This is a genomic window from Delftia sp. Cs1-4, assembly GCF_000214395.1.
GTDB lineage: Bacteria > Pseudomonadota > Gammaproteobacteria > Burkholderiales > Burkholderiaceae_C > Comamonas > Comamonas acidovorans.
Window position 1 is genome coordinate 4,616,620 of the sequence record NC_015563.1, and the last position, 12,730, is coordinate 4,629,349.

Genomic DNA, 12,730 nt, shown 5'->3' on the forward strand with positions numbered 1-12,730 from the left:
GGAGAAAAATCATATGAAACGACTTCCTCTTGCGGCCATCCTGGCCGTTTTCTTTGGCTGGCTGCTGTGGAGCGTCTCGGTGCGCCAGGCGGCGCTGTTCGCCGTGGGCCTGGGCCTGGGCGGGGTGCTGGCCGGCAAGCGCTTCGGCTTCACCACGGGCTGGCGCATGCTGATCGAGGACAAGGACGCCAGCGGCGTCTTCGGCCAGTTGCTGCTGCTGGCGCTGGCCGCCGCGCTGGCCATGCCGCTGCTGGGCCACTATCCCGAACTCACGGCCGCCCTGGGCCCGCCCAGCATCAGCCTGCTGGTGGGCGCCTTCGTCTTCGGCCTGTGCATGCAGATCGCGGACGGCTGCGGCAGCGGCACGCTGTACAAGGCCGGCATGGGCATTCCCATGAATGCGGCCATCCTGCCCGTGTTTGCCATCGGCAGCTTCCTGGGCAGCCTGCACCTGGGCTGGTGGCTGGACCTGGGCAACACCCAGCCCGTGGGCCTGGTCACGGCCTGGGGCTGGGCCCCTGCCCTGCTGGCCACGCTGGCGGCGCTGGCCGTGGTCGCGCTGGGCGTGGCCTGGTATGTGCGTGGCGCCAATGTGGCGCTCAAGCGCCCGGCCAAGCCGCTGTTCGTGCGCAAGTGGGTGGTGGGCGCGGTGCTGCTGGCCGTGCTGGCCACGCTCAACCTCGTCATTGCGGGCCAGCCCTGGGGCGTGGTCTACGGCTTCGGCCTGTGGGCCGCCAAGATCGCCAACGCCACAGGCGCCGTGGACCTGGCCGGCAACTGGTTCTGGAGCCAGCCCGGCAACGCCGCGCGCCTGCACGAGACCGTGCTGCTGGACGTGACCAGCATCACCAACATCGGCATTCTGGGCGGCGCCCTGTGGGTGGCTGCCGCCAAGCCCGTCAATGCCAAGCCGCTCACGGGCACGCAATGGATGGTGGCCCTGGTGGCCGGCCTGGTGCTGGGCTACAGCTCGCGCCTGGCCTTCGGCTGCAATGTGGGCGCCATGCTCTCGGGCATCTCCACGGGCAGCATCCACGGCTGGATCTGGGTGCCGCTGGCCTTTGCCGGCACCATCTTCGGCCTGCGCATCCGCCGCCACTTCAATTTCTGAGAGGACCCGCCATGACACAGCAAAACACCCTGCGCGCGGTCTTCTGGGCCGTGCTCGTCCTCTTCCTGGCCTGGGACCACCTGCACTCGCCGCCCGTGGACCTGCGCTTCGAGGCGCCGCTGATCGCGGCCGGCTCGGGCAAGGCCACGCAAGGCGGGCACTGCTCGATGCCGGCGGGCAAATAGGTCTGCTGATGGCAGGACCTCACGACTGAATTCGCCTGAATGAAAAAGCCCCTTGGCAGTGCCAAGGGGCTTTTTTGCTTCGCACGCCCCCTCAGGAGCAGGTTTTATTTGTCTTGAGCGATGACTCTCAGCAACTCGATGATCTTCTTCCTTTGCTCTTCTTCCACCGCCGACTGCCGGACCCTGAAAACAACGTAGGGGATGATGCAAAAAGCACAGGCCATAGCTGCAAGTGCCGCCTCTTGCGGTGCTCCCTGGACGCCAATGGTTGAGAGCATGAAAAAGACACCCATCACGGCGCCGATGTAGACAACGTACTTCATATTTCTTCTGGAACGAACCTGAGACAAGGATAAAAAATTGAACTGCAACGGGTGAGACGAGGAAGCTGCCTATTTGTGATCCCATCCGACGACATACCCGTCATCCACCGTGATACGCAGCCGATACCGGTTCCGGCCTGAGGGCTGGTACTTCCACACCTGACGATGTCTCGTCTTCATGACCTTGGAGTCGATGTCGACTGGGCTTCCAAGCGAATCGCATAGCTGCTCCTCTGTCTGCCCCTGCCAGAACATCTTTTTCATGATGCGCTCGACAATGTCCGCATCGCCGTACTTCTCCATAAGCCGCGCCCTCTTCTTCTCATTCAAGACATGCGCCAAATAGAAATATCCAACAGCGCCAAGAATCAAGAGAATCAGCAATGTCATGACCATGCCCTCATTCAAATGAACGGCAATAGTAACAAATTAAAACATTGAAGCATGGCGCGCTTCAGGCACCAGCAAACGCTAGGTGACCATCCTGCATCTTGGCAAGCGATAGGGCGAGGAGCGCATCAGAGAGAGAGAGCAAGGACCACTTCACGTCCAGCCCGCTGACGTCTCTACCAGAACAGACGACTCGTTATCAACTTCGTGTGAACGTTAACGTTTTCTCGCCCTCAATCCGGCAGCAATCCGAGGACCTTCAGCCACTACGGCACGCTGGGCGCCGGCCCCTCGTCCGCGCTGGCCGTCACGGGCAGCGGCGCGGTCTCCACGTCGAAGCCAGCCGCCTGCCAGGCCTTGAGGCCGCCCACCAGCGGGCGCACGTTGGCAAAGCCGGCGCGCTGCAGCTGGCGCGCCAGGCGGGCGGCGGATATCTCGTTGGGGCAGTCGCAGTAGATCACCAGCCCGTGGGGATGGTCGTGCTGGGGCAGCAGGTGCGCATGCGACTCGCCGCCATCGCGCGGGCGCAGCTCCCAGGACTGGGCGCCGGGGATATGGCCCTGGCGGTACTGCGGCAGGGCGCGCACATCGATCACCGTGGGCTCCATGCCCTGGGCATGCAGGCCCGCCAGTTCGCGCACCGACATGCGCGGCATGCGCAATGAACGCACCATGCGATGGCGCTGCCACCACTTGCGCACGATGAACAGCCCCAGCGCCACGCCCAGCAGCAACAGGCCCCACTGGCCCAGCGCCGTGAGCACGCCCAGCAGGTCTTCCACCGTGGAGCTGAACAGCGAGCCCAGGTACACGGCCGAGCCCACCCAGATCAGCGCGCCCAGCCCGTCATACAGCACGAAGCTGCGCAGCGGTGTGCCCATGACGCCGGCCAGCGCGCTGGCGATGGAGGCAAACCCCGGCACGAACTTGGCCACCAGCAGCGACCTTGCGCCCCAGCGGCCGTAGACGGTCTCGGTCTGGCGGATGCAGGCATCGGGCGACAGCGAGATGCGGCAGATGCGGCCCAGCACCCGGTGGCCGTAGGCCTTGCCGGCCTGGTACCAGAACAGGTCGGCAATCAGCGCCGCGCTCACGGCCACGGCCACCAGCCACAGCAGGCGCACCCAGTCGGCGCCTTCCAGCGCGCCGGTCACGACCAGCACCGGGTAGGCCGGAATCGGCGCACCCAGCTGTTCGACGAACACATTGAGAAAGACGATGCCGAAGCCGTACTCGCGGATCAGCTCCACCAGAAAACCCATGTCAGGCCTCTCTTGCCCAGACGGTGCCCGCGCCCGAAAAGAAGGCGAGGCTGCACCCGCCGCAAATGCTAGCGCGGCAGCAACATCCGCGCCCGGCCCGGGTTGATGCTCAGCCGCGCTGCAGATGCTCCAGCACCCATTGCCAGTGCGCGGGCACGTTCAGCGCCGGCGCATGGCCGCAGCCGGGCACCTCCTGCCAATGCAGCAGGCCACGCGCGCCGGGGCCGCGCGTGGCCATTTCCCGGGCCACCTCGGGCAGCACCAGGTCCGAGTCCACGCCGCGCAGCAGCAGTACGGGGATCTCCAGCGCGTCGTAGTGCGGCCAGATGCCGTAGTCGTCCTCATGGGCCGTGAACTGCTCGATCATGGCCGGGTCGTAGTGCGGCGTGACGCGCCCATCGGGCAGGCGGCGCACGCTGGTTTCGGTGAGCTTGCGCCACTCTGCCTCGCTGAGCCAGCCATAGGGCCGGTAGGCCTGGCGAAAGAAGGCCTCCAGCTCGCCCACCGTATCGAAGGCCGGGGGCTGGCCCGCATAGGACCTGATGCGCGCCAGCGCCGACTCGGCCAGCTGCGGCGCATTGTCATTGAGCACCAGCGTCGCAATGCGTGCGCGCAGCGACGGCTCGAACAGGCCCGAGGCGCAGACCGTGCCGATCGCCCCGCCCATGGACGTGCCCACCCAGTGCGCGCGCTCCAGCCCCAGCGCATCGAACAGCCCGCGCGCGATGCGGGCGTAGAAGCCCAGCCGGTATTCCTCGCGCGGCGCGCGGCTCCACTGGCTCAGGCCCCGGCCCGGCGTGTCGGGGCAGATCACGCGCCAGCCCTGGCCTGCCAGGAACTGGGCCAGTGCATCCATATCACGCCCCGTGCGTGCCAGCCCGTGCCAGGCGACGACGGTGCCCGCTGGCGACACATCGGGCGCGGGCTGCCAGTCCATGTAGTGGATCTCGTAGCCCGCGCATTGCGTGTAGCAGGAAGCGGGTACGGGCGCGGATGAGGGAGATGCTTTGGAAGCCATGGGAGAAATCTCTGCTGTGCAGGAGCGGCCGGCCGCCTTGGCCGCCGGCCGCTCCAGGGCCTGGCTCACTCAGGAATGCGGATCAGCCCGTCGCTGACCTCGATGGTGTTGGCCGTGCTGGGCCGCGCCACGAAGGGCGGCACCTGGGCCGCCGTGATGGCGGGCGCCGCGCCCGGCTGGCCGCCGCGCGGCGTGGTGCGCACCACCTGGCTGGCGGGCAGCGCGGTGCTGCTGCGCAGGTTGGCCCACACGGCATCCATGGCCTGGTTGAAGTACGGATGCAGCGGCACGAAGCGCGTGTCGAAGCCGGAGAACGGCAGGAAGGCATCGAAGTGCTGGGCATTCACCACCTCGATATAGCGCAGCCGCGTGTTGCTGCCGTCCAGCCCCCGGTTGAGCACCGTGTAGGCGCGCGCATTGTGGTTGACCGGCACCAGCGCATCGCTGCGGCCCGCCACGATGATGGTGGGCTTGCCGCGCAGCTTGGCGGTGTGCAGCACCTCGTTGATGCCGGCGCGCACGGCGTCGCTCTGGGCACGCGTGGGCACGCTGCTTTCGGAGAGGTTGAAGCCGGTCACCGGATCGAAGCCCGTCACCAGCGCGTGCTGGCACAGCGCGTTATCCAGGCCCAGGTCGGCCACGCGCGTGGAGGGCGACACGGCAAACTGCCAGGCCTTGGCCCCGCCCACCGAGTCGTTGTAGACCACCGTGGCGGGCGTGCCGTTGGCCGTTCCATTGGCCGTGGCAAAGCTCTGGGCCAGCGCGGCCCCCGTGGCGGGCACCACGTCGCCCGTGGCATTGGCGGCCGCAAAGCTGGTGCGGCACAGGTTGGCATCCACGCCAAACCGGCCATAGGCCATGGTGTACATGGCCGACAGGATGGGGCCGTTGCCCAGCGCGTAGTGGGCGTTGTGCATGCGGTCGTGGTCACGCGTCCAGCCGTACAGGCGCAGCTTGCTCAGTGCATTGGCGGCGCGGTCGGCCGTGGTGGCGCCGATGACCAGGCCCTTGGCAGCCAGGCTGGTGCAGCGTGCCTCGGCTCGCGCCGTCATGGCCGTGAGGCCTATGTAGTTGAAGATGGATGTCTCGGTCAGCGCCGCATCGGGGGCCAGCGCCGCGCAGGGCTGGTAGATGTTGCCGTAGGTGGTGTACTCGGCCAGCGTGCGGCCCGGGTTGGGCATGGTCGCATTGCCCACGGCAATGGTGTAGCCCTGGCGCGTGGGCATCTCGGTCACGGGCTCGGAGGCCACCACGCCGTCGATCAGGCCGTCCGCATCCAGCTCGGCCGCACGCAGCACGGCCGCGCCGCCGTTGGAGGCCGAGCCTGCCAGCACCAGCGTGTTGTCCTTGGCGAAGGGCACGGGGTCCTGCGTGGTGCCATAGCGGGCATTGAGCACGTACAGCGCATAGCGGGCCGCGGCCAGCGTGTCGTTGCCCCAGTCCTTTTCGGGGTTCTGCTGGGAGTGCGCGTGCTTGATGGCAATGCGGTTGGGAAACGCCGCGTTGTAGGCGGCGCGCGCCGCATCGGTCAGCCGTGCGGCAAAGAAGGACAGGCTGCCGGCATCCGTACGCGTGGCGCGCGTGCCGTCCAGCTTGTTGACGGTGTCGTCGCTCAGGTTGTGCAGGCCCACGCCCTTGCCCGCATCGGTCAGCGCCACGGCGCAGCCCTTCTTCAGGCCCCACTCGCCCGCCGTGCCGATGGCGCCATACACGCCGCGCGAGCCCGAGGACGGGCCCAGCACGATGCAGGGCCGGTTGCGGTCAAAACTGTCCGGCACCTGCACGGCCACCATGGTCTGCTTGCGGCCCGTGCCGTCGTCCAGCACGGCCAGGTACTCGCGCCCGGGGATCAGCCCTTCGCCCGCAGTCACTTGCCCATCGGCCGTGATGTTGGGGCCGTACAGCGTGCCGTAGCCGCCGCCCGCCGTGGGGTCCAGAATGCCCCGGTAGTTGGAGTACAGCGCATTGCGCCGCAGCTCCGCCGCCGTGGGATTGGCAGGGTCCGCGTACAGGGGCGCGGCTGCGGCGCCCAGGCCCGTCTTGCCCAGGCCGCCCGTCAGCAAGTCCTGCGTGGCCGCCGTGGCGCCCGTGCCGGTGGCCGTGGCCGGATACACCGTGGCGCCCAGCTCGGTAAAGCCCTTGGGCAGATCGTTGCTGGGTTCATGCTCGCCGCTGCCGCAGGCTGCCAGCGCGGCCGCAGCCAGCGCCGTGAAGGCCCAACGCCAGGGGGTTGCAGGAATCGACGACGCCATCTCTTCACGCTTCAACATGCCCATCTCCTTGTGGTAGTTCTCTGATGCACGAATGCGCCAGGGGCCCTGGTCAGGCTCCGGCGCGGGAAGAACGCAGACGCCCCACGACGCCCGTGGGGAAATAGTAGACCGACAACACGAACAGCACGCCCAGCCACAGCAGCCAGCGGTCGGGCGACAGCAGCGCGGCCAGCCAGGGCAGGCTGTGCGCGGCCTCGCTGGCCACGCGCAGCAGGTCCTGCAGATAGCTCTGGGCGATGAGGAACAGCACCGAGCCGATCGCCGCGCCATAGATGGTGCCCATGCCGCCGATCACCACGATCAGCAGGCAGTCCATCATGATCTCGAACGACAGCGAGGTATCTGGCCCGTTATAACGCAGCCACAGCGCCAGCATGGCACCGGCCACACAGGCGAACAGGGCCGACAGCACGCTGGACAGGGTGCGGTACACCACCACGCGGTAGCCGATGGCCTCGGCACGGAACTCGTTCTCGCGGATGGCCTGCAGCACGCGGCCGAACGGGGAATTGACGATGCGCAGCAGCGCCAGCACCAGCACCACGGCCAGCACGAACAGCAGGTAGTAGGTGATGATGCGCCCGTCGATCAGCACGCCCAGCACCTCGTTCTCGAAGGGCTCGAAGCTGGGCGACAGCCACTCGGGCAGCTTGAAGCTCAAGCCGTCCTCCCCGCCCGTCCATTCCGACAGTTGGGAGGCCAGCGTCTGGAACGCCGCCGCCACGGCCAGCGTGATCATGGCAAAGAAGATGGCGCGCACCCGCAGCGAGAACAGGCCGATCGCCAGCGACAGCAGCAGCGACACCAGCAGCGCCGCGCCCAGGCCCAGCGCCAGAGCGCCCCAGCCCGCACCCATGCGCGAGGACGCTATCGCCACCCCATAGGCGCCAATGCCGAAGAACATGGTGTGCGCAAAGCTCACGATGCCGGTATAGCCCAGCAGCAGATCGAAGCTGGCCACCAGCACCACGAAGATCAGCACCTTGGCCGCCACGTTCAGCGCCTTCACGCCAGGGAACACGAAGGGCGCCGCCGCCAGCCCCAGGAAGATCAACAGCAGCAGCACCGCCAGCACGCGGCTGCGCGGCAGGTCGCCGGAAAGCAATCGGTTGAGCATGTCGATCACTCCTTCAGCGGTTCGCTACGGGATAGACGCCCTGAGGCCGCCACAAGAGGATGGCCACCATCAACGCAATGTTGGAAAACAGCGCCACCTTGGGCACCAGGAACCCCGTGTAGTTGGCCATCAGCCCCACCAGCAGCGCGCCGATCAGCGCCCCGCCCGTGCTGCCCAGCCCGCCGATGATGATCACGATGAAGATCAGCACATTCACCTGCGCCCCCATCTGCGGCACCACGCTCTGCTGGTACATGCCCCACATCACCCCGCCCAGCCCGGCCAGGGCCGAGCCCGCCACGAACACGCCCACGAACAGGCGGCGCACGCGGTAGCCCAGGGCCTCCACCATCTCGCGGTCCTGCACGCCCGCGCGGATCAGCAGGCCGATCTTGGTGCGCGACAGCGTCCAGGCCAGCAGGGCAAACACCGCCAGCCCCACCAGCACGGCCACCACGCGGTACTTCTCCACGGCGGCATCGCCCAGCAGCCAGGCGCCCTTCATGCCCTGGGGCAGCGGCAGCGGAATCTGCTGCGGGCCCCAGATGAGCTTGATCAGCTCCTCGCCGATGATCATGCCGCCCATGGTGATCAGGATCTGCTTGAGATGCTGGCCGTACACGGGCCGCACGATGAAGCGCTCGAACGCCAGCCCGATGGCGCCCGCCACCAGCATGGCCACCACCATGGCCGGCAGCACGGCCAGCAGGTTGCGCCACAGCTGCTCGGACCCCGTCCAGTCGCCCATGGCACCCAGCACGCTGGTGGCCACGAAGGCACCCAGCGCAATGAACACGCCGTGGCCGAAGTTCAGCACGTCCATCAGCCCGAACACCAGCGTCAGCCCCGAGGCGATGATGAACACGATCATCCCCATGGCCAGCCCCGCCACCGTCAGCGTCAGCCAGGTCGAGGCCGAGCCCACCAGCGGCAGCGCCACCAGGGCCAGCACGGGCACCAGCAGCAGCGGCTTGAAATCCCAATCCAGCTTGTTCAGCTTGTTCATAGCGAAAGCCCCAGCAGCGACTGCTGCAACGCCGCGTCTGCCGAGAACTCGGCCATGCCGCCCGCGTGCACCACGCGGCCGTTGTCCATCACCGCCACGCAGTCGCCCAGGCGGCGCGCAAAGCCCAGGTTCTGCTCCACCAGCACAATCGTCGTGCCGCCCGCCTTGAGCTGAGCGAAGGCCGCGATCATGTTCTCGATGATGGCCGGCGCCAGGCCCTTGCTAGGCTCGTCCACGATCAGCAGGTCGCGCGGCTCCACGATGGCGCGCGCCACCGCCACCATCTGCTTTTGCCCGCCCGACAGCTTGCCGGCCGGGTGGTTCCAGAACTTCTCCACGGCCGGGAACATGCCGAAGATCCACTGCAGCCGCTGCGCGTCCATGCGGTCGGCGCGCGAAGCGCCGCGCGCGGCCAGCAGCAGGTTTTCCTGCACCGTCAGGTCCGCGAAGATGCCCATGTTCTCGGGCACATAGGCAATGTTCAGCCGCGCGATCGCCGGCGTGGGCAGGGCCGTGATGTCGGCCCCGCCAAAGGCGATGCGCCCCTGGCTGGCCCGCCACAGGCCCATGATGGTGCGCAGCGTGGTCGTCTTGCCCGCGCCGTTGCGCCCCAGCAGCATGGTCAGCTGACCGCGCGGCACGGCCAGGTCCACGCCATGCAGGATGTGATAGGCCCCGATATGCGTGTGCACGCCCGACAGTTCGAGCAGGTTGGGGTTTGGGTTGAGGTTGGCGGCAGCGCTCATGCGGCCTCCTTCACGGCGCCCTGCTCCGGCATCACACCCAGGTAGGCCTGCTGCACCACAGACGAGGCAATGACCTCGGCCGGCGGCCCATCGGCCACCAGCGTGCCATTGGTCAGCACGATGATACGGTCGGCTAGCTCGCGCACCACATCCATCTTGTGCTCCACCAGCAGGATGATCTTGCTGCGGTCCTGCTTGAGCGTGCGTATCAGGTCCAGGATCACCGGCGCCTCGTCATGGCTCATGCCCGCCGTGGGCTCGTCGAACATATAGACCTGGGGTTCCAGCGCCATCAGCAAGGCCACCTCCAGCTTGCGCTGGTCGCCATGCGGCAGCGCGGCCACGGCCTCGTCGCGCCGGGTGGACAGGGCCACCTGGTCGAGGATGTGCAGCGCTCGCTGCGTGAGCGCGCGGTGGTCGCTCCAGATGCTCCACAGGTTCAGGCCGCGCCGGTGCGCCCCCTCGTCGCGCGCCTGCACGGCCAGGCGCACGTTCTCCAGCACGCTCAGGTGCGGGAACAGATTGGTGAGCTGGAACGCCCGCCCCAGCCCGGCCCGCGTGCGCGCCGAAGGGGCCAGCCCCGTCAGCTCGCGCCCGCCCAGCAGCACGCGCCCGGCAGTGGCCTTGAGCTGCCCCGAGATCAGGTTGAAATACGTGGTCTTGCCCGCCCCGTTGGGCCCCACGATGGCCGTCAGCGTGCCCGGCTCGAAAGCGCAGCTCACGCCGTTGACGGCCACATGGCCCCCGAAGCGGATGGTCAGATCCTCTGTGCGCAACATTGCTCAGCGGCCGTTGCGGATGGGGACCTGCATCTCCTCGGGCTTGATCTCGCGCACCAGCTCCGGCACGCCCCAGGCCAGCGCCGGGTCCACGCGGATCTTGAAGTGGTACATGCTCTGCAGGGCCTGGTGGTCTTCCTTGCGGAAGGTCATCTGGCCCTTGGGCGTGTCGAAGCTCATGCCCTCCATGGCCTTGATCAGACCGTTGGTCTTGGTGTCTCCACCTGTCTTCTTGAGCGCCGTCACGATGGCCATGGCCGCAGAGAAACCGCCGGCCGTGAAGAAATCCGGCGGCGTCTTGTACTGCTTGTAGTGCATGGACACCAGCGCCTCGTTCACCGGGTTCTTGGGAATGCCGTAGTAGTAATAGGTAGCACCCTCCATGCCCGGCAGATTCTTGTAGGCCGCCATGGCGGGCAGGATGTTGCCGCCCGTGGCGATCTCGATCCCGTAGCGCTTGAGATCCATGTCCGCAATCTTGAACGGATTGCCCGCCCCGGCCCACACGATCCAGATGATCTTCCGGCCCGGCTGGTCCTTGAGCTTGTCGATCAGCCGCTGCGCCCCTGCCGTGAAATCCGTGGTGGCGGCAGGCAGGTACTCCTCATGCGCCAGCTTGCCCTTCTTGATGGCGTCCTTGAAGGCCTTCACCCCGTCGCGGCCGAAGGCGTTGTCCTGGGCCAGCGTGGCAATCGTCACGCCCGCCTTGTCGATGGCCACTGCATTGCTGATGGCGTCCTGGCTGGAGTTGCGGCCCGTGCGGAAGATGTACTTGTTCCACTTGTCGCCCGTGATCGAATCGGCCACGGCCGGCTCCACCAGCAAAATCTTCTTGTATTCCTCAGCCACCGGCAGCATGGCCAGCGCCACGCCGGACGACGTGGGCCCCACGGCCAGATCGGCCTTGTCATCGGAATACGCCGTGGCCAGCAGGCTCTTGCCCAGGTCGGGCTTGCCCTGGTCGTCCTTCTCGATCACCACCAGCTTTTTGCCATTCACCGCCATGCTGCCGCCCGTGGCGTACTCCAGCCCCATCAGCAGCCCCGCCTGGGTCTGCTTGCCATAGGCCTCCAGCGCGCCGGTCTTGCTGTAGACGTGGGCAATGCGGATCTCGCCCTGCTGGGCCATGGCGGCAGGAGCCGCAGCGGCCATGGTGGCCATGGCGGAGAGTGCGAGGGCGGAATGCAGGAAGGGGCGGCGTTGCATGGTTTGTCTCCTTGGGTTGGCGGCTGGGCTGGCGCCCGCTGCTTTTGTGGGGAGGGACCATGCATGCTTTGTGCCAGGCAGGCCCAGGCGGGCCAAGCAGGCGCAATGGCGGGCACGGGCAGAGCACGGGCAGCGAGTGCCCGACTATTGAACAGATTCAGTGTCTTGATTTCAGACAGTTGCCTGAATCCGATACAGGGCAAACCATGAACCCCTGGCACCCTTGCACCCCAGGGTTCTGCCCCTGCGCTTGGCCACGCAGGGCATCAGGCCTTGGCGAGCCGCTCCTTTGCCAGCTTCGTGCCTTCTGCCAGCGCCTTCAGCTTGCGCCACGCCACGTCCCGGCCCATGGGCGCCAGGCCGCAGTTCGTGCAGGGGAACAGCCGCTCCTTCGGCACGAACTCCAGCGCCCGGCCGATGGTGTCCGCCACTTCCTCGGGTGTCTCCACCACGTCGCTGGCCACATCGATCACGCCGACCATCACGTCCTTGCCGGCCAACAGCCTCATCAGGTCGGGCGGCACATGGGAGTGGATGCATTCCAGGCTCACCTGGTCGATGCGGCTCCTGGCCAGCGCGGGAAACACCGTCTCGTACTGGCGCCATTCCTCGCCCAGCGTGCTCTTCCAGTCCGTATTGGCCTTGATCCCGTAGCCGTAGCAGATATGCACGGCCGTCGTGCAGGTCAGGCCCTGCGCTGCGCGCTCCAGCGCCTGCACGCCCCAGTCGGCGGCATCCTTCATGTAGACATTGAAGGCGGGCTCGTCGAACTGGATGATGTCCACGCCGTCGGCCTGCAGCGCCAGGGCCTCCTGGTTGAGCAGCTCGGCAAAGGCAAAGGCCATCTTGACCTTGTCGCCATAGAAGCGGTCCGCCACGGTATCGACGATGGTCATCGGGCCGGGCAGCGTGAACTTCAGCTTCTTCCTGGTGTGCGCACGCGCCAGTTGCGCCTCGAAGGCATGCACGCGGCCCTTCAGGCGCAGGGCGGCAACCACCTGCGGCACCATCGCGTCGTAGCGGTTGTCGCGGATGCCCATCTTCACCTTGTTGTCGAAGTCGATGCCCTCCACCTGCTCCAGGAAGCCGTGCACGAAATGCTGGCGCGACTGCTCGCCGTCGCACACGATGTCCAGGCCTGCATCTTCCTGGGCCTTGATCCACAGCAGGGTTGCATCGGCCTTGGCCTGGCGAAGCGCATCGCCCTCGGCCCGCCACTGGGGCCAGAGCTTGTTGGTTTCGGCCAGCCAGGCTGGCTTGGGCAGGCTGCCGGCGATAGAGGTTTCAAACATCTGAGAATTCCTTCAAGGCAAA

At 67.0% G+C, this 12,730-nt stretch carries 13 protein-coding genes; 2 read left to right on the forward strand and 11 right to left on the reverse strand.

What is annotated here, in order from left to right; all coding sequences use genetic code 11:
- Positions 1 to 13 precede the first annotated feature (13 nt).
- Complete coding sequence (locus DELCS14_RS20245) at positions 14 to 1,111, forward strand: YeeE/YedE thiosulfate transporter family protein (RefSeq protein ID WP_043796407.1); 1,098 nt, start codon at positions 14 to 16, stop codon at positions 1,109 to 1,111.
- Positions 1,112 to 1,122: 11 nt separating this feature from the next.
- Positions 1,123 to 1,296: a hypothetical protein gene (locus DELCS14_RS31040; RefSeq protein WP_012204476.1), complete on the forward strand. Its 174-nt coding sequence runs from the start codon at positions 1,123 to 1,125 to the stop codon at positions 1,294 to 1,296.
- Positions 1,297 to 1,400: 104 nt separating this feature from the next.
- Here DELCS14_RS31040 and DELCS14_RS20250 read toward each other — a convergent pair whose 3' ends face one another.
- From DELCS14_RS20250 to DELCS14_RS20300, 11 genes are all read right to left on the reverse strand, one after another.
- Positions 1,401 to 1,619 carry a hypothetical protein gene (locus DELCS14_RS20250; protein ID WP_013803322.1) on the reverse strand — a complete coding sequence of 73 codons (219 nt, stop codon included), beginning with the start codon at positions 1,617 to 1,619 and terminating at the stop codon, positions 1,401 to 1,403.
- Between the two features lie 69 nt (positions 1,620 to 1,688).
- Complete coding sequence (locus DELCS14_RS20255; protein ID WP_013803323.1) at positions 1,689 to 2,009, reverse strand: hypothetical protein; 321 nt, start codon at positions 2,007 to 2,009, stop codon at positions 1,689 to 1,691.
- Between the two features lie 266 nt (positions 2,010 to 2,275).
- Positions 2,276 to 3,271 carry a rhodanese-like domain-containing protein gene (locus DELCS14_RS20260; RefSeq protein WP_012204475.1) on the reverse strand — a complete coding sequence of 332 codons (996 nt, stop codon included), beginning with the start codon at positions 3,269 to 3,271 and terminating at the stop codon, positions 2,276 to 2,278.
- Positions 3,272 to 3,380: 109 nt separating this feature from the next.
- On the reverse strand, positions 3,381 to 4,289 hold the full coding sequence (locus DELCS14_RS20265; RefSeq protein WP_013803324.1) for an alpha/beta hydrolase: 909 nt from the start codon (positions 4,287 to 4,289) through the stop codon (positions 3,381 to 3,383).
- Between the two features lie 65 nt (positions 4,290 to 4,354).
- The gene (locus DELCS14_RS20270; RefSeq protein WP_013803325.1) at positions 4,355 to 6,559 is read right to left on the reverse strand and encodes a 3-hydroxybutyrate oligomer hydrolase family protein; all 2,205 of its coding nucleotides are present in this window, start codon (positions 6,557 to 6,559) and stop codon (positions 4,355 to 4,357) included.
- A 52-nt stretch (positions 6,560 to 6,611) separates the two neighbouring features.
- Positions 6,612 to 7,679: a branched-chain amino acid ABC transporter permease gene (locus DELCS14_RS20275; protein ID WP_013803326.1), complete on the reverse strand. Its 1,068-nt coding sequence runs from the start codon at positions 7,677 to 7,679 to the stop codon at positions 6,612 to 6,614.
- Positions 7,680 to 7,692: 13 nt separating this feature from the next.
- On the reverse strand, positions 7,693 to 8,685 hold the full coding sequence (locus DELCS14_RS20280; RefSeq protein WP_013803327.1) for a branched-chain amino acid ABC transporter permease: 993 nt from the start codon (positions 8,683 to 8,685) through the stop codon (positions 7,693 to 7,695).
- A complete protein-coding gene (locus DELCS14_RS20285; protein WP_013803328.1) occupies positions 8,682 to 9,431 on the reverse strand; it encodes an ABC transporter ATP-binding protein in 750 nt (249 codons plus the stop codon). Before DELCS14_RS20285 ends, DELCS14_RS20280 begins: the two co-directional genes overlap by 4 nt.
- Positions 9,428 to 10,210 (reverse strand): ABC transporter ATP-binding protein, encoded by a 783-nt coding sequence (locus DELCS14_RS20290; protein ID WP_013803329.1) that lies wholly within the window; start codon positions 10,208 to 10,210, stop codon positions 9,428 to 9,430. Before DELCS14_RS20290 ends, DELCS14_RS20285 begins: the two co-directional genes overlap by 4 nt.
- Positions 10,211 to 10,213: 3 nt before the next feature.
- Entirely contained in the window at positions 10,214 to 11,416 is a 1,203-nt protein-coding gene (locus tag DELCS14_RS20295) for a substrate-binding domain-containing protein (protein ID WP_013803330.1), read from the reverse strand.
- 266 nt (positions 11,417 to 11,682) lie between these two features.
- A complete protein-coding gene (locus tag DELCS14_RS20300; RefSeq protein ID WP_013803331.1) occupies positions 11,683 to 12,708 on the reverse strand; it encodes a methionine synthase in 1,026 nt (341 codons plus the stop codon).
- Positions 12,709 to 12,730: the final 22 nt, after the last annotated feature.

What these genes read in the sequence shown, in the direction of transcription:
- DELCS14_RS20245 (WP_043796407.1), top strand. Translation starts at nt 14, where the DNA reads ATGAAACGACTTCCTCTTGCGGCCATCCTGGCCGTTTTCTTTGGCTGG.
- DELCS14_RS31040 (WP_012204476.1), top strand. Translation starts at nt 1,123, where the DNA reads ATGACACAGCAAAACACCCTGCGCGCGGTCTTCTGGGCCGTGCTCGTC.
- DELCS14_RS20250 (WP_013803322.1), bottom strand. Translation starts at nt 1,619, where the DNA reads ATGAAGTACGTTGTCTACATCGGCGCCGTGATGGGTGTCTTTTTCATG.
- DELCS14_RS20255 (WP_013803323.1), bottom strand. Translation starts at nt 2,009, where the DNA reads ATGACATTGCTGATTCTCTTGATTCTTGGCGCTGTTGGATATTTCTAT.
- DELCS14_RS20260 (WP_012204475.1), bottom strand. Translation starts at nt 3,271, where the DNA reads ATGGGTTTTCTGGTGGAGCTGATCCGCGAGTACGGCTTCGGCATCGTC.
- DELCS14_RS20265 (WP_013803324.1), bottom strand. Translation starts at nt 4,289, where the DNA reads ATGGCTTCCAAAGCATCTCCCTCATCCGCGCCCGTACCCGCTTCCTGC.
- DELCS14_RS20270 (WP_013803325.1), bottom strand. Translation starts at nt 6,559, where the DNA reads ATGTTGAAGCGTGAAGAGATGGCGTCGTCGATTCCTGCAACCCCCTGG.
- DELCS14_RS20275 (WP_013803326.1), bottom strand. Translation starts at nt 7,679, where the DNA reads ATGCTCAACCGATTGCTTTCCGGCGACCTGCCGCGCAGCCGCGTGCTG.
- DELCS14_RS20280 (WP_013803327.1), bottom strand. Translation starts at nt 8,685, where the DNA reads ATGAACAAGCTGAACAAGCTGGATTGGGATTTCAAGCCGCTGCTGCTG.
- DELCS14_RS20285 (WP_013803328.1), bottom strand. Translation starts at nt 9,431, where the DNA reads ATGAGCGCTGCCGCCAACCTCAACCCAAACCCCAACCTGCTCGAACTG.
- DELCS14_RS20290 (WP_013803329.1), bottom strand. Translation starts at nt 10,210, where the DNA reads ATGTTGCGCACAGAGGATCTGACCATCCGCTTCGGGGGCCATGTGGCC.
- DELCS14_RS20295 (WP_013803330.1), bottom strand. Translation starts at nt 11,416, where the DNA reads ATGCAACGCCGCCCCTTCCTGCATTCCGCCCTCGCACTCTCCGCCATG.
- DELCS14_RS20300 (WP_013803331.1), bottom strand. Translation starts at nt 12,708, where the DNA reads ATGTTTGAAACCTCTATCGCCGGCAGCCTGCCCAAGCCAGCCTGGCTG.